The sequence below is a fragment of the Marinobacter sp. F4206 genome, from assembly GCF_019392195.1.
Taxonomy (GTDB): Bacteria; Pseudomonadota; Gammaproteobacteria; order Pseudomonadales; family Oleiphilaceae; genus Marinobacter.
In genome coordinates this window covers 2,321,748-2,338,953 of the sequence record NZ_JAHXKI010000002.1, presented here as the reverse complement: position 1 = coordinate 2,338,953, position 17,206 = coordinate 2,321,748, and the positions used below count along the sequence as shown (strand labels likewise).

The 17,206-nt window shown below is 60.0% G+C and carries 17 protein-coding genes; 14 read left to right on the top strand and 3 right to left on the bottom strand.

Going from position 1 to position 17,206, the window contains the following annotated elements; all coding sequences use genetic code 11:
- Positions 1-114: 114 nt before the first annotated feature.
- The 11 genes from dksA (at position 115) to pgi (ending at position 12,153) form a co-directional block, all read left to right on the top strand.
- The gene (gene dksA / locus KZO34_RS13015; protein ID WP_012139308.1) at positions 115-555 is read left to right on the top strand and encodes an RNA polymerase-binding protein DksA; all 441 of its coding nucleotides are present in this window, start codon (positions 115-117) and stop codon (positions 553-555) included.
- Between the two features lie 60 nt (positions 556-615).
- Positions 616-1,488: a tRNA glutamyl-Q(34) synthetase GluQRS gene (gluQRS, locus tag KZO34_RS13010; RefSeq protein WP_219477074.1), complete on the top strand. Its 873-nt coding sequence runs from the start codon at positions 616-618 to the stop codon at positions 1,486-1,488.
- Between the two features lie 50 nt (positions 1,489-1,538).
- Positions 1,539-1,715: a hypothetical protein gene (locus KZO34_RS13005; protein WP_219477072.1), complete on the top strand. Its 177-nt coding sequence runs from the start codon at positions 1,539-1,541 to the stop codon at positions 1,713-1,715.
- Positions 1,705-4,662: an ATP-binding protein gene (locus tag KZO34_RS13000; protein ID WP_219477069.1), complete on the top strand. Its 2,958-nt coding sequence runs from the start codon at positions 1,705-1,707 to the stop codon at positions 4,660-4,662. The genes KZO34_RS13005 and KZO34_RS13000 overlap by 11 nt, the downstream gene beginning before the upstream one ends.
- Before the next feature lie 7 nt (positions 4,663-4,669).
- Entirely contained in the window at positions 4,670-6,073 is a 1,404-nt protein-coding gene (locus tag KZO34_RS12995; protein WP_219477067.1) for a sigma-54-dependent transcriptional regulator, read from the top strand.
- Between the two features lie 438 nt (positions 6,074-6,511).
- Positions 6,512-6,799, top strand: coding sequence for a hypothetical protein (locus KZO34_RS12990; RefSeq protein WP_257900278.1), 288 nt, complete (start codon positions 6,512-6,514; stop codon positions 6,797-6,799).
- On the top strand, positions 6,792-8,162 hold the full coding sequence (gene pcnB, locus KZO34_RS12985; RefSeq protein ID WP_219477066.1) for a polynucleotide adenylyltransferase PcnB: 1,371 nt from the start codon (positions 6,792-6,794) through the stop codon (positions 8,160-8,162). The genes KZO34_RS12990 and pcnB overlap by 8 nt, the downstream gene beginning before the upstream one ends.
- On the top strand, positions 8,159-8,671 hold the full coding sequence (gene folK / locus KZO34_RS12980) for a 2-amino-4-hydroxy-6-hydroxymethyldihydropteridine diphosphokinase (protein WP_219477064.1): 513 nt from the start codon (positions 8,159-8,161) through the stop codon (positions 8,669-8,671). The genes pcnB and folK (KZO34_RS12980) overlap by 4 nt, the downstream gene beginning before the upstream one ends.
- 149 nt (positions 8,672-8,820) lie before the next feature.
- On the top strand, positions 8,821-9,615 hold the full coding sequence (gene panB / locus KZO34_RS12975; RefSeq protein WP_219477062.1) for a 3-methyl-2-oxobutanoate hydroxymethyltransferase: 795 nt from the start codon (positions 8,821-8,823) through the stop codon (positions 9,613-9,615).
- The gene (gene panC / locus KZO34_RS12970) at positions 9,612-10,460 is read left to right on the top strand and encodes a pantoate--beta-alanine ligase (RefSeq protein ID WP_219477060.1); all 849 of its coding nucleotides are present in this window, start codon (positions 9,612-9,614) and stop codon (positions 10,458-10,460) included. The genes panB and panC overlap by 4 nt, the downstream gene beginning before the upstream one ends.
- 31 nt (positions 10,461-10,491) lie before the next feature.
- Positions 10,492-12,153, top strand: a complete 1,662-nt coding sequence (gene pgi, locus KZO34_RS12965) for a glucose-6-phosphate isomerase (protein WP_219477058.1) — start codon at positions 10,492-10,494, stop codon at positions 12,151-12,153.
- On the opposite strand, the gene folK (KZO34_RS12960) is transcribed toward pgi, so the two are convergent.
- A complete protein-coding gene (folK, locus tag KZO34_RS12960; protein ID WP_219477056.1) occupies positions 12,136-12,660 on the bottom strand; it encodes a 2-amino-4-hydroxy-6-hydroxymethyldihydropteridine diphosphokinase in 525 nt (174 codons plus the stop codon). The genes pgi and folK (KZO34_RS12960) overlap by 18 nt on opposite strands.
- A complete protein-coding gene (gene folB, locus KZO34_RS12955) occupies positions 12,660-13,016 on the bottom strand; it encodes a dihydroneopterin aldolase (RefSeq protein ID WP_219477054.1) in 357 nt (118 codons plus the stop codon). The genes folK (KZO34_RS12960) and folB overlap by 1 nt, the downstream gene beginning before the upstream one ends.
- Before the next feature lie 140 nt (positions 13,017-13,156).
- Here folB and plsY point away from each other — a divergent pair, with 140 nt between their 5' ends.
- Positions 13,157-13,750 carry a glycerol-3-phosphate 1-O-acyltransferase PlsY gene (gene plsY, locus KZO34_RS12950; RefSeq protein WP_219477052.1) on the top strand — a complete coding sequence of 198 codons (594 nt, stop codon included), beginning with the start codon at positions 13,157-13,159 and terminating at the stop codon, positions 13,748-13,750.
- Between the two features lie 9 nt (positions 13,751-13,759).
- On the opposite strand, the gene tsaD is transcribed toward plsY, so the two are convergent.
- Positions 13,760-14,815 (bottom strand): tRNA (adenosine(37)-N6)-threonylcarbamoyltransferase complex transferase subunit TsaD, encoded by a 1,056-nt coding sequence (tsaD, locus tag KZO34_RS12945; RefSeq protein WP_219477050.1) that lies wholly within the window; start codon positions 14,813-14,815, stop codon positions 13,760-13,762.
- A 237-nt stretch (positions 14,816-15,052) separates the two neighbouring features.
- On the opposite strand from tsaD, the gene rpsU reads away from it, so the two are divergent.
- Entirely contained in the window at positions 15,053-15,268 is a 216-nt protein-coding gene (rpsU, locus tag KZO34_RS12940) for a 30S ribosomal protein S21 (protein ID WP_007153483.1), read from the top strand.
- Between the two features lie 152 nt (positions 15,269-15,420).
- Entirely contained in the window at positions 15,421-17,148 is a 1,728-nt protein-coding gene (gene dnaG / locus KZO34_RS12935) for a DNA primase (protein ID WP_219477048.1), read from the top strand.
- The last annotated feature ends 58 nt before the right edge of the window (positions 17,149-17,206 follow it).

Here is a 17,206-nt window from a genome sequence, read left to right as displayed (position 1 = left end):
CAAATTCCCGTTTCAGGACGAATGCTTTATCCAGGGTACATCCGCTCAGCCACGGGGGCTCAAGCGGAGGAGAGCAAACCGTTCTTGTGAAGTACAAACAAGAGGCCGGGTTCAATGGCAAACACTGCAGAACAACCACGCGAACGTTTTACTAACTTCACCCCTTACGAAATGAAAAAGGGTGAAGAGTACATGAGTGCCGAAATGCTGGAGCACTTCAAGAATCTGCTGCTGCAATGGAAGCAGGAGCTGATGGAAGAAGTGGACCGCACCATGCACCACATGCAGGAAGACGCAGCAAATTACGCGGATCCCAGCGACCGCGCAACCCAGGAAGAGGAATTCAGCCTGGAACTGCGTACCCGCGATCGCGAGCGCAAACTGATCAAGAAGATCGATCAGACCATCGACCGCATCGACAAGGACGACTATGGTTTCTGTGATCAGTGCGGCGTCGAGATCGGCATCCGCCGTCTGGAAGCACGGCCGACTGCCACCCTGTGCATCGACTGCAAAACTCTGGCCGAGATCCGCGAGCGCCAGACCGGCATCTGAGCCGGGCTACCGCCAGCAGCCGGCACGGCCTCTTCCAGGCAGCCGGCTGACTGACTACCCATGACAACACCACGTTACCGGGGTCGTTTCGCCCCCTCCCCAACCGGGCCTCTGCATTTTGGTTCCCTTGTCGCAGCATTGGCCAGTTACCTCGAAGCTCGCCAGCATCAGGGCCAGTGGTTCATCCGCCTCGAAGATCTGGACCCCCTGCGCGAACCACCGGAAGCCACCGGCCAGATACTGCGCAGTCTCGACAGTCATGGACTCCTGCCCGACGAGCCCGTGCGCTTCCAGTCCCGGCGACACCCTGCCTACCAGGCGGCTATCGAGCATCTGATTGCCAATGGCGATGCCTACCGCTGCGTCTGCTCGCGCAAGGAGCTGAAGCTTCACGGCGGCCGCCACCCCAATCATTGTCGTGACGGTCGCATCACGCCCGGCGACCGCCCCTTCGCCATTCGCTTCGCCCTCAAAGACGAACAGAGCCACTGGCAGGACCAGCTTCTTGGCCGCCAGGTCCAGACTGTGACGGCGGAAGTGGATGATCCGGTCATTCTCCGCAAGGAAGGATTCTACGCCTATCAGCTGGCGGTGGTGGTGGACGACATTGATCAGGGCATCACCGATGTGGTGCGCGGATCCGACCTGCTGGACATGACCGCCCAGCAACAACAGATATACCGGGCACTGGGCGCCGAGCCTCCGGGCTGGCTGCACATCCCCGTGATCCTCAACGAACAGGGCCAGAAACTCAGCAAACAGACCCATGCGCCACCGCTCAATGACGACCAACCGGAGGAGAACCTGATTCAGGCGCTCATTGCCCTGGGCCAGGAACCACCCGAAACACTCGCCGGCGGGGGCGTCGAAAGTATTCTGGACTGGGGTGTGAGGCATTGGCGGCGGGCGGCCATCCACCTGACATCCAGGTAAGTGACATGGTATAAAGCCTTTCACAAACCTCAGTGCGGACAGCATGTCTGATGTATATCTACCGTCTGGTCTTCCTGTTGGTCCTGGCCATCTACATTTTTTCGCCGAACATCCTCGATTGGTGGACCTCGCCGGGAAACGCATGGTACAGCCCCTACGCAATCTGGGCCGGGCTCATTGCTATTGGTTTCTGGCTGGAATGGCGACGGGACCCCAATGAGTTTTAGCGCCGCCGGGCTGCTTTTCGCCAGCCTGTTCTACCTCGTTATCCTGTTCGGCATCGCCTGGATTACCGAGCGGGGCCTGCTGCCCCGGAACTGGGTCCGGCATCCACTGGTGTACACCCTCAGCCTCGGCGTCTACGCCGGCATCTGGGCGGTGTATGCCGCTGTCGGCGTGGCCGCGGAGACCGGCTACGGCTTCCTTGCCTATTACCTCGGCATCAGCGGTGCTTTCCTGCTGGCACCGGTCCTGCTGAACCCGGTACTGCGCATCGGTCGGGCTTACCAGCTGACCTCCCTTGCCGATCTGTTCGCCTATCGCTATCGCAGCCAGTGGGCAGGCACCCTGGTCACCCTGTGTTCCGGCGGCGCCATTCTGGCCCTGCTGAGCATGCAGATACAGGCCGTCACGACGTCGGCCAGCATTCTCGCACCGGACACCTCACCCAACGTCATCAGTGTCATGTTCAGTCTCACCGTGGTGCTGTTTGCCATGCTGTTTGGTGCCCGCCGGGACCAGACCTCCGAGAATCACCAGGGCCTGGTACTGGCCATTGCCTTCGACTCCCTGGTCAAACTGGTCGCTCTGCTAGTCCTCGGCGGGGTGATCCTGTTCAGCGTGTTCGATGGCATGGACGGCCTGGATGCCTGGCTGCTCAGCAACAGTTCGCCCGCGACGACCATGACCCTAAATGTCGACGATGGCAGTTGGCGTGCACTCATGCTGATGTCGTTCGCCGCCGCCCTGGTTCTGCCCCACATGTACCACATGACGTTCAGCGAGAACCCGTCGCCGAAGGCGCTGGCCAAGGCCAGCTGGGGCTTACCCCTGTACCTGTTGCTCCTTGGCCTGCCGGTTCCCCTCATCCTCTGGGGCGGCCAGGAACTGGCCGTTGCAACCGGCCCGAGCTTCTACACCCTGGGAACGGCCCAGGCGCTTGGCAGCCCTGCCCTGACCCTGCTCATGTACATTGCCGGCCTGTCGGCCGCCAGCGGCCTGATGATCGTCAGCACGCTTGCCCTGGCTGGCATGGTGCTCAACCATGTCGTGCTCCCCCTGAAGACGCCGCGCGAGCAGGGCGACATTTACCGCTGGCTGCAGTGGATCAAGCGCCTGCTGATTGCCGTCATCATCTTCCTGGCGCTGCTGTTCCACGAAACCCTGGGCAAGAATCTCGACCTCTCTATCCTCGGCATCATTTCACTCTCGGGGATGCTGCAGTTACTGCCCGGCGCGCTCGGCGTCATCTACTGGCCGGAAGGCAATCGCCGCGGACTGATCGCCGGCCTGGTGGCCGGTCTGGCGATCTGGATCATCACGCTGGTGCTGCCGTTCGCCCACACCGCCAACCTGCTGGCCCTGCTGAATGCCCCGATCATCCCGGATTACAGCAACTGGCATATCTTTGTCTTTGTCAGCCTGACGGCCAACGTCACGGTGTTTGGCCTGATTTCGATTTTGAGCACCAGTACCGGCGAAGAGGCCAGTGCCGCCCAGGCCTGTTCAATGGGAGCTCTGTCCCGCCCTCAGCGCCGGGAACTGCTGGCGTCATCGTCCACCGAGTTCGCCCGCCAACTGGCCGAACCCTTGGGTTTTGGCGTGGCAAAGCGCGAGGTGGAGCGGGCACTGGCGCAACTGAAGCTGCCGAATGTCGAGTACCGCCCCTACCAATTGCGCCGGCTGCGGGACCAGGTGGAGATCAACCTCTCCGGCCTGCTGGGTCCCTCCGTTGCGCGGGACATGGTCAAACGCCACCTGGGTTTCAAACCCATGGCCCGAGGCGGTACCGCACAGGACATCCGCTATGTGGAGCGGGCACTGGGTGAGTATCAGAACCGTCTGACCGGCCTGGCCGGGGAGCTGGACAACCTACGGCGCCATTACCGCCAGACCCTGCAAAACCTCCCTATTCCCGCCTGCTCTGTCGGCGAGGACGGCGAAATCCTGATGTGGAACCACGCCATGGAGAACCTGACCGGCATTACCGCCGACGACGTGGTCGGTGCGCGACTGCTGGCCCTGCCCGAACACTGGCACCTGCTGCTGGACGACTTTAACCGGGGCGAGGAACTGCACCGCTACAAGCACCGTCTCGACCTCCGGGGCAAACCCCACTGGCTGAACCTGCACAAGGCGGCGCTCAGCGGCCCGGATCATCCCGAAGGCGGCAGCATCATTCTGGTGGAGGACCAGACAGAAACCCGCTTGCTGGAAGACGAACTGATGCACAGCGAGCGCCTGGCGTCTGTTGGTCGGCTGGCCGCAGGGGTGGCCCATGAAATCGGCAACCCGGTGACCGGCATTTCCTCCCTGGCGCAAAACCTGAAACTGGAAACTGACAACCCGGACATTCTCGACACCGCAGACCAGATTCAACAACAGACCCGCCGGATTTCAACCATCCTGCAATCACTGATGAATTTCGCCCGAACCGGCAACCATGCCCAGGCCAATCGCTACGAGCCAGTCACCATCCGCCGATGTGTGGACGAATCCATTAACCTTCTCTCGCTCAGCGACAAGGGCCTGCGCATCCATTTCATCAACGATTGCCCGACCAACCTCCAGGTCCTGGGCGACGAACAGCGCCTGGTCCAGGTTTTCGTCAACCTGCTGGCCAATGCCCGGGACGCCTCCCCGGACGGCGGCACCATCCGGGTCAGTGGAAACGGCGACGGCTACTCCGCTATTATCGAAGTCATCGATGAAGGCTCCGGCATTCCCGATGATCAACTCGACCATATCTTCGAGCCGTTTTACACCACCAAGGCACCGAATAAAGGTACAGGGCTTGGCCTGTCTCTGGTGTACAGTATCGTGGAAGAACATTACGGCAACGTTCAGGTGGAAAGCCCGACCGCCTCCGGCCGGGGGACCTGTGTACGCCTGAGACTGCCCGCATTCGAACCGGAAACCGGCATTACGCCCATCAGCCAGAACGAAAGGTCATGAAACTTATATGCCTCGCATTCTGATCGTAGAAGATGAAGACATTATTCGCTCAGCGGTACGAAAGCTGTTGCAGCATTCCGGTTACGAGGTTTCCGATGCCGGCTCGGTAGAAGAGGCCGAGCAGAATTTCGAACCGGAACATTATGATCTGATCATCTCCGACCTGCGCTTACCGGGCGCCGCTGGCACCGAACTGATCAACCGGGCGCCCAACACCCCCGTGCTGATCATGACCAGCTACGCCAGCCTGCGGTCAGCGGTGGATTCAATGAAAATGGGCGCGGTGGACTACATCGCCAAGCCCTTTGACCACGATGAAATGCTGGCGGCGGTTGAAAATATCCTGGCCCGCCAACCTTCAAGCTCGGATAAAGCCGAGGGGCAAGGCGGTTCGTCCTCCGCACCGGAAAATGGTGATCCGGCCAGCATCATGTTCGGCCAATGCGACGCCATGGAACGGGTCTTCACCCTCATCCGCAAAGTCGCACCCACGGAGACCACGGTGCTGATTCAGGGCGAATCCGGCACCGGCAAGGAGCTGGCCGCCCGGGCGCTCCACCTTCTCAGCCCCCGGGCCGCGAAGCCGCTGATCTCGGTGAACTGCGCCGCCATCCCCGAAAGTCTGATCGAATCCGAGCTGTTCGGCCATGAGAAAGGCGCCTTCACCGGTGCGGTATCCGCCCGGACCGGCCTGATCGAAGCCGCCGATGGCGGCAGTCTGTTCCTGGATGAGATCGGAGAGCTGCCCGCCGAAGCACAGGCCCGACTGCTCCGGGTGCTGCAGGAAAGCGAGATTCGCAAGGTGGGCTCAACCCAAAGCCAGACCGTCAACGTCCGGATGATTGCCGCGACTCACCGGAACCTGAAAGCCATGACGCGGACCGGCGAATTCCGGGAAGACCTGTATTACCGGCTGAACGTCATGCAGATCCGCATACCGCCCCTGCGCGAGCGCCCGGGTGACACCCTCGGCCTGGCCCGGCGCTTCCTGGCGCGACAGAGTGAGAAGATGGGCAAGCCAAACCTCAACCTGAGCCCCGAAGCCATGCGCGCCCTGGAACACCACCGCTGGCCCGGCAACGTCCGCGAATTGGAAAATGCCATTGAACGCGCCACCATTCTCTGCGATGGCGATGTCATCACGCCGGCACTGCTTGATCTGGACAGCGAAGTCAGTGACGAGCACATTCCGGAAACCCTGGTGGAAGGCAACAACGAACAGACCCGCACCAGCGATGTCGATTCCGGCAACGATCTGTCGCTGGAAGATTACTTTCAGCACTTCGTCCTGGAAAACCAGGACCGCATGAGTGAAACCGAACTGGCGCAGAAACTCGGAATCAGCCGGAAATCCCTGTGGGAACGCAGGCAGCGCCTCGGAATTCCCAGAAAAAAATCCTCCGGCAACTGAGAATTCCAGGTCGGGGCGCTACCCGATCTGGACATCCACCCCCTCGAAAGGGTGAACTCAAACTCATTTGTTACCTCGCTGTTCCTCACGGTAACACTCCCTGTAGAAGTAACGTGACCTGAGTAACACTTTGGTTGGGTACGGGGTAACACTTATGACCTACAAATTCGTAAGGTGCTGTTAATAAACAAAATCCAAAAACTGGCACACGGACTGCAAACTATTAAGCGCACGACAACAAAAACAACAGTGACAACGCAGCGCCAAAACAAAAACAAAAAGCTGCAGGAAACGTTCAGCAACAAAAACAAATATAGAACGTGAGCGAACTGAGTGTTTTGGGTACTTTGCTTTTTAGTGGTCCCACGGCACGTGTGAGTTGTAGATGTAGAGAAGAATCGTCGTTAGGCGACACTGCAGCTACCCCGGACTCACTCGATGTCCCTAACCGCTCTATGTATTCAAAGCTTTCCGTTTGCGCTGCTGAGATGCCCCAATTTTGGGGACATGCAGTGGGGTACAAAAATCAAGAAAAATCCCGGTAACAACAACAACAATGCAGATCGTCAACGCTTTCAGGGCGGATTCGTGAAAACGGATCCGCCTTTTGATTATCTGGCCGTCCGGTTTTTCACCAACACTTTCCCGGCCAGACGTGGGCAAATCCTGCGCAAACCGTTAAACTCTCGGTTTTTGCTCATCGCAACCACGGATTTCAATGCCTAAACGACTCGTCGAAAAACTCCGTTCTTTCATTCCCGGCAGCGGAAACAAAAAGCCCCGCCCCTATCAACGCAGGGAAATTCCGCGCGACCAGCACAACGTCTCCCGGTCGGCAATCAGCGAACCGGCGAAAAAAGTACTTAGCCGACTGAACAAGTCCGGATACGAGGCGTACCTTGTTGGTGGCGGGGTGCGAGACATTCTTCTCGGCGGAACACCGAAAGATTTTGACATTGCCACCAATGCCACGCCGGAAGAAGTTCACGATTTGTTCCGCAATTCTCGGCTGATCGGCCGCCGCTTCCGCATCGTTCATGTCGTGTTCGGGCGCGAGGTGATTGAGGTAACCACCTTTCGCGGAAACGCCACACAGGCCGACGACGATACGCCGGATGACGACCGCAGAACCAGCGAACACGGGCTGCTTCTGCGAGATAATGTCTACGGCAGCCAGGAAGAGGACGCCCTGCGCCGGGATTTCACGGTTAATGCCCTTTATTACTGCATTCGCGACTTTACCGTGATCGATTTCGCCGACGGTATCGAGGACCTTCGCAATCGACAGCTCCGGCTGATTGGCGATCCGGAAACCCGTTACCGGGAAGACCCGGTACGCATGCTCCGGGCGATTCGCTTTGCCGGAAAGCTAGACTTCGACATAGAACCTGAAACCGAAGCCCCGATCCGGGAACTCGCGCCCCTGCTGACCCACATTCCGCCGGCGCGCCTGTTTGACGAGGTGCTGAAGCTGTTTTCAGCCGGCCAGGGTGAAGCGACCTACGACCTCCTGACCCGCTACAACCTGCTGGCGCCGCTATTCCCCGAAACCGTCCGGGCCATCGACAACGGCGAACCGGATGAGCTCATCCGCAAGGCGCTGCAAAACACCGATGCCCGCATTGCCCAGGGCAAGTCCGTTACCCCCTACTTCCTGTTTGCGGCCATGCTCTGGCCCGCCCTGCAGGCAGAATGGACCCGCCGGCAGGACCATGGCGATCCAGTCCAGCCCGCACTGCACGCGGCCATTGGCAAGGTCATCGGCCGTCAGGTCCAGGCCACGTCGATCCCCAAACGCTTCTCCGGCCCCATGAAGGAAATCTGGGAACTGCAGATGCGACTGCCGCGGCGTCAGGGCAAGCGTGCGTTCGCCACCATGAGCCACCCCCGATTCCGGGCGGCCTACGACTTCCTGCTGGTGCGCGAGGCAGCCGGCGAAATCGAGCCTGGCCTCGGACAATGGTGGACCGAGTTCCAGCAAACCGATGAGCGCGGGCAGGAACGCATGCTGTCGCAACTGGGTAGCGATGCCCCAAAGAAGCGTCGGCGTCGTCGCAAACCACCGGCGAAACGACCCGCCCAGCAATGATGACGGACGCCTTCATTGGCCTGGGCAGCAACCTCGAGGATCCGGCGGCGCAGCTCGCACGGGCCGTGGCGGCACTGGCAACATTGCCGGAGTCCGTGCTCGTTGCCCAGTCCCCCTTCTACGCCAGCCGCCCCGTTGGCCCCCAGGATCAACCGGATTTCGTCAACGGTGCAGTCTGGCTGCGCACCTCACTGGCACCTCACGCTCTCCTTGATCATCTGCAGTCGATTGAACAGCGTCACGGGCGGGAACGACTTCGCCACTGGGGCCCAAGAACCCTGGACCTCGACCTGCTGGTCTTTGGTGACCGGACCCTCGCGGACGAACGATTGACCGTTCCCCACAAGGAACTCCCGAACCGCGACTTCGCACTCCAACCCCTTCTGGACCTGAACCCGGACCTGACCCTACCGGATGGTCGGGCCATCAAGGCACTTCGCCAGCACTGTCCCGACAACCAGCTGCGAAAGCTACCCCCGATTACCAGGGATCCCTTCACTCCGTCCTGACACTGGCCCGGACAGAAAGACAGAGGCCCCGATCCTCGCCGGGGTTCGTGCTACTATTGCCTCAGACATACCCCCGGATTACCCTTAACACTGAACGCCGGCAGACCCCGGCCCGGTCTTGGCCCATCCACCCACAAGGCAAGGATTTTATGGCTGTTACCATCAATACCCTTCGGGAATACAAGCAAAAGGGCGAAGCCTTTTCTGTTCTCACCTCCTACGACGCCACCTTTGCCCAGCTGGTCAGCGAGGCGGGTGTCGATGTCATCCTGATCGGAGACTCCCTGGGCATGGTTCTCCAGGGGCACGACAGCACTCTACCCGTCACGATGGACCAGATGGTTTACCACACCAGTTGTGTCGCCAAGGGCAATCGCGGCGCCCTGATCATGGCCGACATGCCCTTCATGACCTACGGCACAGTGGATGCTGCACTGGAGAACGCCGCCGAACTGATGCGCGCCGGCGCCCACCTGGTCAAACTGGAAGGCACCGACTGGATGAAGGACACCATCAATGCCCTGAGTGAGCGGGGCGTCCCGGTTTGCGCCCACTTGGGCCTGACTCCGCAATTCGTCAACAAGTTCGGCGGCTACAAGGTCCAGGGACGTGATGAAAAGGCGGCAGAAATGATGATCGAGCACGCCTGTGACCTGGAAGCGGCCGGTGCCGACATCATCCTGCTCGAATGCGTACCCGCGCCCCTCGCCGCCCGCATCACCCAGGCAGTGAAAGCCCCGGTCATCGGTATTGGCGCCGGCTCGGACACCGACGGACAGGTCCTGGTGCTGCACGACATGCTGGGCGTGACCACCGGCCGGAAACCCCGTTTCGTGAAAAACTTTCTGGCCGAAACCGATTCGGTCCAGGAAGCCCTTGCCGCCTACGTTTCCGCAGTACGCGAGCGCACTTTCCCCGCCGAGGAGCACACGTTCAAGGCATGAGAACCGTACATTCCCTAAAAGAACTCCGCACCATTCTCCGCGGCTACCGGCAGCAGGGCAAAACCATCGGCCTGGTTCCAACCATGGGCAACCTGCACGAGGGGCACATATCGCTGGTCCGCAAAGCGGCCGAGGCCGCCGACGTGGTCGTCACCAGCATTTTTGTCAACCCGATGCAGTTCGGTGCGGGCGAGGATCTGGACACCTATCCTCGCACCCTGGCCGAGGATCAGGAACAGCTCGAAGCGGCAGGCAATACCCTGGTGTTCGCGCCCGGGGTCGATGAAGTCTATCCGGAAGGCCTGGCCCAACAGACCCAGGTAATAGTACCCGAGGTCAGTGATGGCCATTGTGGCGCCAGCCGACCGGGGCATTTTGAAGGTGTGGCTACCGTGGTGACCATGCTGTTCAACATGGTCCAGCCTGACCTTGCCGTGTTTGGCGAAAAGGACTTCCAGCAACTCGCTGTGATCCGGAAAATGGTCCGGGACCTGATGATGCCAGTCGAGGTGGTTGGCGCCCCCACCGTCCGCGAGGACGACGGCCTGGCAAAAAGCTCCCGAAATGGGTACCTTTCGGCAGAGGAACGCAGAATTGCGCCAGCGGTCCACCAGACCCTGCAGGAAACTGCCCGCGAGTTGACCGGTGGCCGCACGGATTTCGCCACTCTCGAGGATGAGGCCCGGAACAAGCTTAGCAACGCTGGCATGCGCCCTGACTACTTCAACATCGTGAACAGTCTGACCCTAAAACCGGCAAGCGCAGAGGACACCGAAGTCACCCTGCTGGCCGCTGCGTTTCTGGGCACCACTCGCCTGATCGACAACCTTTCCATCACACGGTAATTCAGCAAACCCACAGAAAAAGGATGTTCTGATGCCCGACACCGCGAGCAAGCTGACCTCCAGCCCGGAATGGCAGGCACTGGAACGGCAGCGACAGCAGCAGCTGGCCAAGCCCCTGACCCAGCTGTTTGCGGAGGACCCTAACCGGGCGACTCGGTACTTCATTGAGGGTGCCGGCCTGTCGCTCGATTTCTCCAAGAACCGGATCACCGACGATACCCTGGACGACTTGCTGGCACTGGCGCGAAGCTGCCGACTGGAGGATCGTCGGGATGCCCTGTTCCGGGGTGACAAGGTCAACAGCACGGAAGACCGCCCGGCCCTGCACACTGCCCTCCGGCACCCGGGTGGCACGGCCATCATGGTCGATGGCGTCGATGTCGTTGCCGAAGTCCGGAAAACGCTGGACCGCATGGAAACCTTCGTGACCAGCGTGCTGGACCAGTCCCGAACCGGATACAGCGGTAAAGCCCTGACCGACGTCGTCAGTATTGGCATCGGCGGCTCCTATCTTGGGCCGAAGCTGGTGAGCGAGGCCTTGCAACCCTATTGGCAGGAAGGCATGCACTGCCATTTCGTGGCCAACATCGACGGCACGGACATCTGCGAAACGCTCAAGCGGGTTAATCCCGAAACCACCCTGTTCCTGATTCAGTCCAAGTCTTTTCGCACCCAGGAAACCCTCGAAAACAGCGCGGTGGCAAGACAGTGGTTTCTGGATCATTGCGGCGACGAATCAGCCATCGCCAAACACTTCCTGGCCGTGACCGCAAACGTGCCAGCCGCTGAAGCCTTCGGCATCGACGCTGACAATGTCTTCCCCATGTGGGACTGGGTGGGCGGCCGATATTCACTGTGGTCTGCCATTGGCTTGCCCGTCGCACTGATCGTTGGCATGGACAACTTCCGGAAGCTGCTGGCCGGCGCCCATGCCATGGACACGCATTTTCAGGACGCCCCACTGGCGCAGAATCTTCCGGTGGTGATGGCACTACTGAGTGTCTGGTACAACAATTTCTGGGGCGCCAACACCCACGCCATTCTGCCTTACGATCACTACCTGCGTAGCCTTCCGGACCATCTTCAGCAGCTGGACATGGAAAGCAACGGCAAGAGCGTGAACGAGGCAGGCGAGCCACTGGGATATGAAACCGGGCCGGTCATCTGGGGCGGCACCGGCTCAAACGGCCAACATGCTTACCACCAACTGATCCACCAAGGCACCCGACTGATACCGGCAGATTTCATTATTCCCCTGAAGACCCACAATCCGGTCGCCACCCATCATGCCGACCTGTTTGCCAACTGCCTGAGCCAGGCCAGGGCGATGATGACCGGCAAGTCCCTGGCGGAAGCCCGTTCAGAATTGAAAGCGGAGGGGCTGGCAGATGCCGAGGTTGAGAGACTGGCCCACCATAAAGCGATTCCCGGCAATAAGCCGAGCAACCTGCTGATCATGGAGAAGGTAACGCCGGAAACGGTCGGCGCCCTGATCGCGTTGTACGAACATCGCACCTTTGTACAGGGCGTGATCTGGGGGGTAGATTCCTTTGACCAGTGGGGCGTGGAGCTGGGCAAGCAGCTCGGCCAGGGCATACTTCCGCGCCTGCTGGGCGAACGTGGTCCGAGTTCCGACAGTGACAGCTCGACCAACCATCTGATCGACCTGTTCCGCTCAGCCGGCGGCCTGTGATATCCGGCGACCCTGCCAGATAAAGTCCACGGGCCAGAGCTTCTGCCCGGTGTTATAGTCGTTCCAGAGATCCCGGTAACTCCTGCCACACACCGGGTGCACAGCCTCTGGCGCGATATCCGCCAGCGGCCTCAGGACAAAGGCGTTCTTGAGAATCTCCCCGCGAGGCAGCTCCACGCCGTCGATCTGTCCGATCTGGTCACCGTAGGTCAGGATGTCCAGGTCGAGGGTTCGGGCACTGAACTTCGGCACATCGCGACGACGTCCGTTATCAGCCTCCAACTGTTTGAAGCACCGGGAAAGTTCGCCAACCGACAGGGCGGTAGTCACCCCAACCACAAGGTTCAGAAAGGGGGACCCGTCGAAGCCCACGGCTTCGCTTTCATAAACCGGCGATATTTCCAGTTCGCCAAACCAGGCCTTGAGCGCATCAAGGGCCGCAGAGACGTAGCGTTCCCGGTCGATGTTGCTGCCAATACTGATGAATACCCGGACCTCACCGGCCATTAGCGCGCTCCCCTTTCAATCCGAACCCCCACGGCCTGCGCCGCCGGCACGGCTCCGGGCTTTCTGAGCGTCAGCCTGAGCCAGGCAATGCCGAACGCGTCCTGCAACTCCGCCGCAAGCCTTTCAGCGCCGTGCTCCAGCAACTGGGGCTTGAGCGACGTCAGGCAGGAAGCCACCCGTTCACTGACGGCGGCATAATCGAGGGCATCATCCACCTCGTCGGAAGCCCCCGGAATCCGGTTGTCCCAGGCCATTTCGAGATCGACCAGCAGTCGCTGATCAACCTTTCGCTCCCAGTCGTAAACACCGACAACGGTCTCGACCACCAGACCTTCAATGAGCACACTGTCTGCCAAAAGGACTCCCGGAGTATTCCACTCTTTGCTGATTGAATAACACACAACCAGCGGATACTGTGTTAGCGCTGGCCTGCGATTTCAGGGCCGGCATTTTCGCACACAACACCCTGAGACGTCTTCGCCTTCGAGCCGACACCATGAACCTGCCCAGCGACCCGGTTGTAACCGTCCTGCTTTGTGCCGCAGCCTACCTGGCGGGCTCCGTGCTATTTGCCCTGCCGGTATGCCAGCTATGGAAACTGCCGGACCCAAGGGCCCAGGGCTCCGGCAACCCCGGAGCCACCAATGTCTACCGCACCGGCGGTTGGCCACCAGCCGTAGCGACTCTGATGCTGGATGCCGCCAAGGGCTGGCTGCCGGTCTGGCTGGCTCACGCCAGTGGGCTCTCGGTGATGGCACAGACCATGGTCGCCCTGTTCGCGGTAACCGGGCACATGATCCCGGTGTTTTACCATTTCAAGGGCGGCAAAGGTGTGGCAACGGCGCTGGGAGCCGGCCTGGCACTGGCCCCTGTGACCACCCTCGTGATGGCCGCAATCTGGCTGCTTGTTATGTGGCGCTGGCGTATTTCTGCCCTTGCGTCCCTGATCTCTATCATTAGCGGACCGATCATCAGCGCCTTCCTCGAACCGAGCACCCTGCCCCTGTTTGGCCTTCTGGCGATCCTGATTGTCGTTCGCCACCGGAACAACCTGATTCGACTGGCACAGGGTCGGGAAACGGGGTTTTAAGGACAGCCTTCAGTCCACCAGTCCTGCAGAGCGCGGCTCGGTGATAGGCGGTAAGGTATTCATGGGCCAGCGGGGCACCGCAACGATGCGCTCGCCATCCTGCTGCCCCGCCTTCAGCCGCTGGGCTCCGGCGTAGGCAATCATTGCGCCGTTATCGGTGCAGAACTCGGGCCGGGCGTAAAAGACACCGGCCTTCAGTTTCGCCGCCATGCTCTCCAGCCCAGCCCGCAATCGCCGGTTGGCACTGACACCGCCAGCAATCACCAGCCTTTTGCAGCCAGTCTGTTCCAGCGCGCGACGACACTTGATGGTCAGGGTATCGACCACCGCCGACTCGAACGCCAGGGCAATATCGGCACGGGTCTGGTCGTTGAGATCACCGGCCTCGCGGGCCGCGGTTACGGTGTTCAGAGTAAAGGTTTTCAGGCCGCTGAAACTGAAATCCAGTCCCGGCCGGTCCGTCATCGGTCGCGGGAACCGGTAGCGCCCTGCCACACCCTGTTCGGCCAGGGCAGCAACCCGAGGCCCGCCCGGATAATCCAGACCCAGCATTTTTGCGGTCTTGTCGAAGGCTTCCCCCGCCGCATCATCCACGGACTCGCCCAGCATTTCATAGGCCCCAATACCGTCGACGCGTACCAGCTGGGTATGCCCGCCGGAAACCAGCAAGGCCACGAACGGGAAGGCAGGCGGGTTGTCCTCCAGCATGGGCGCCAGCAGGTGCCCTTCCATGTGATGAACCCCCAACACCGGCAGCCCAAGGGCGAACCCCAGGGAGTGCGCCACTGAGCCACCAACCATCAACGCCCCGATTAGGCCGGGACCGGCGGTGTAGGCAATGCCGTCCATATCCTCCCGAGTCTTTCCGGCCTCGGCCAGAACCTGGTCGCATAAAGGGAGCAACTTTCGTACGTGATCCCGGGAGGCAAGCTCAGGGACCACGCCGCCATAATCCGCGTGCATGTCAATCTGACTGAATAACGCATGCGCCAACAGTCCCTGCTCGCTGTCATACAGCGCCACGCCGGTTTCGTCGCAGGACGTTTCAATACCGAGAATAAGCATAATGTCCGGACCACATTGATGGACTATAATAAAAGGGAGAAACATTTTAGCAGAAACCCGAAACGCCCTGTCAGATTCATCGAACAAACATTGACCTCGCCATAAGGCAGGCGCTATCATTGCCGCCCTAAAATATGCACTGGTCGAGTTTTAGCCAATCTGACCAGGGATCGAACCGGTCTGGCCTGGCCAGACGGACAAAATTGAAACCGAATCTATCAGGTAGGTGATTTCCGAATGCCAGCTGTTAAAGTGAAAGAGAATGAACCGTTTGACGTAGCACTGCGTCGCTTCAAGCGTTCCTGCGAAAAAGCGGGTGTACTTTCCGAAGTACGTCGTCGTGAGCACTACGAGAAGCCGACCGCTGTTCGTAAGCGCAAAGCAGCCGCTGCCGTTAAGCGTCATCTCAAGAAGCTTCAGCGGGAACAGCGCAAGTTCGAGCGTCTGTACTAAGTTCTGACCGACGCCGCTTGACTGCAAAGCACTGATCGCCTGTCCAGCCGCAGGCTGCACAGAGCGACTCACAAAATGCCGCCGAGGCCTGGCTTCGGCGGCATTTTTGGCTATGGCCGAACCTGACTAGTCCTGGTTGATCTGGAGTCTCCATGAGTGGACTGATCCCTCAACGTTTCGTTGAAGACCTGCTTGATCGTCTGGATCTGGCGGAACTGATCGGTTCACGCATCACTCTCAAGAAGGCCGGCGCCAACTACAAGGCCTGCTGCCCGTTTCATGATGAGAAGACTCCGTCTTTCAATGTAAGACCGGACAAGGGCTTCTATCACTGCTTCGGTTGTGGCGCCCATGGCGACGCCATCAGTTTTATCCGTGAATTCGAGGGCCTCGGCTTCACGGAGGCAGTCGAGGAGCTAGCCAAACGCGCGGGCCTCGAGGTGCCCTACGACCAGGCGGCCAAGCAGGAAATCCAGCAGGCCCGGACACTGACGGACGCCCTCGATTTTGCCAATCGCTTCTATCAGTCAGCGCTGAACGGTCAGCAAGGCGCCTACGCGCGGGATTACCTGAAACAACGAGGACTGGATGACGCGATCGTCCAGCAGTACCAGATCGGCTACGCTCCGGCAGCCGGAACGGCACTGTTTGATGCAGCCAGCAAAGACCTGAAGGGGCCGCTGGTCGAGACCGGCACGGTTTCCGACAAATACGGGCGGCCACGGGATCTGTTCCGCAACCGGGTCATGTTCCCGATCCGTAACAGCCGCGGTAAAACCATCGCGTTTGGCGGACGGACCCTTGGGGACGACAAGGCCAAGTACATCAACTCCCCGGAATCTGACGTATTCCACAAGAGCCGGGAAATCTACGGCCTCTTTGAAGCCAAGCAGGCGCTGCGGCAACTGGACAAGTTGCTCGTTGTCGAAGGCTATATGGATGTCATTGCCCTGGCACAGCACGGCATTCACTACGCCGTTGCGACCCTGGGCACGGCAACGAACCAGGACAGCCTGACTGCCCTTCTCCGGCAGGTCCGGCATATTGTGTTCTGCTTCGACGGCGACCAGGCCGGCTTCAGGGCGGCGGATCGCGCCATGGACAACGCGCTTGAATTGATGGCGGACGGAATGCACCTGCAGTTCCTGATGCTGCCCCAGGGCGAAGACCCGGACACACTGGTTCGCAAGGAAGGCCCGGACGCCTTCCAGCAACGGATCGACGGGGCAACGCCATTGTCCCGGTATCTGTTTGACCGGCAGAGTGAAGGCCTGGACCTGCAATTGCCGGAACACCGGGGAGAACTGCGGGCGCGGGTTGAACCGCTGCTGAACAAGATGCCCAAGAGCACCCTGCGGGATGCCATGTGGCATGAAATGCTGCGCCTGTGCGGTGGTCGGAACCAGTGGCAGAACCGCCAGAAGAACCAGGGTGGCCAATGGAAGGGTGAACGCAGGGACCGGGTAACTGAAGAACGCATTGACGTAAAACTCAGCAAAGACAGCATCCTGTGCCTGGCGTTGCTGGAAGCGCCGGACATGGCCTCTGAAGTGATCGAACTGTCGAGAAGCTCACGCCAGTTTGGTCAGGCCCGGAACTTCGCCAGCTGGATTCAGGAGCAGGAAATCCGGGACCGTAAAACCCTGGTGCGCTGCCTGGCTCTCGACAGTCAGTCACGGGACCGCTTCTTCCATCTGTTCGACGGGATAGAGCACATTCCGGCCCGGGAGAGCACATTGGCGGCGGCACGGGAGTTGTTGAGCCCGAATGAGGAGACATCGCGCCAGCAGCGCCTTGCGGCGCTATTGCGCAATTTTTCGAACCTCACAACCGAGGAACGGAAAGAATTAAGAGCCCTGAGTAGTGGCACTCAGGACTAACAGCACTTGAAACTTGACGCACTGATCACCATCTAACCATTCGGTGGCAGTGCAACTA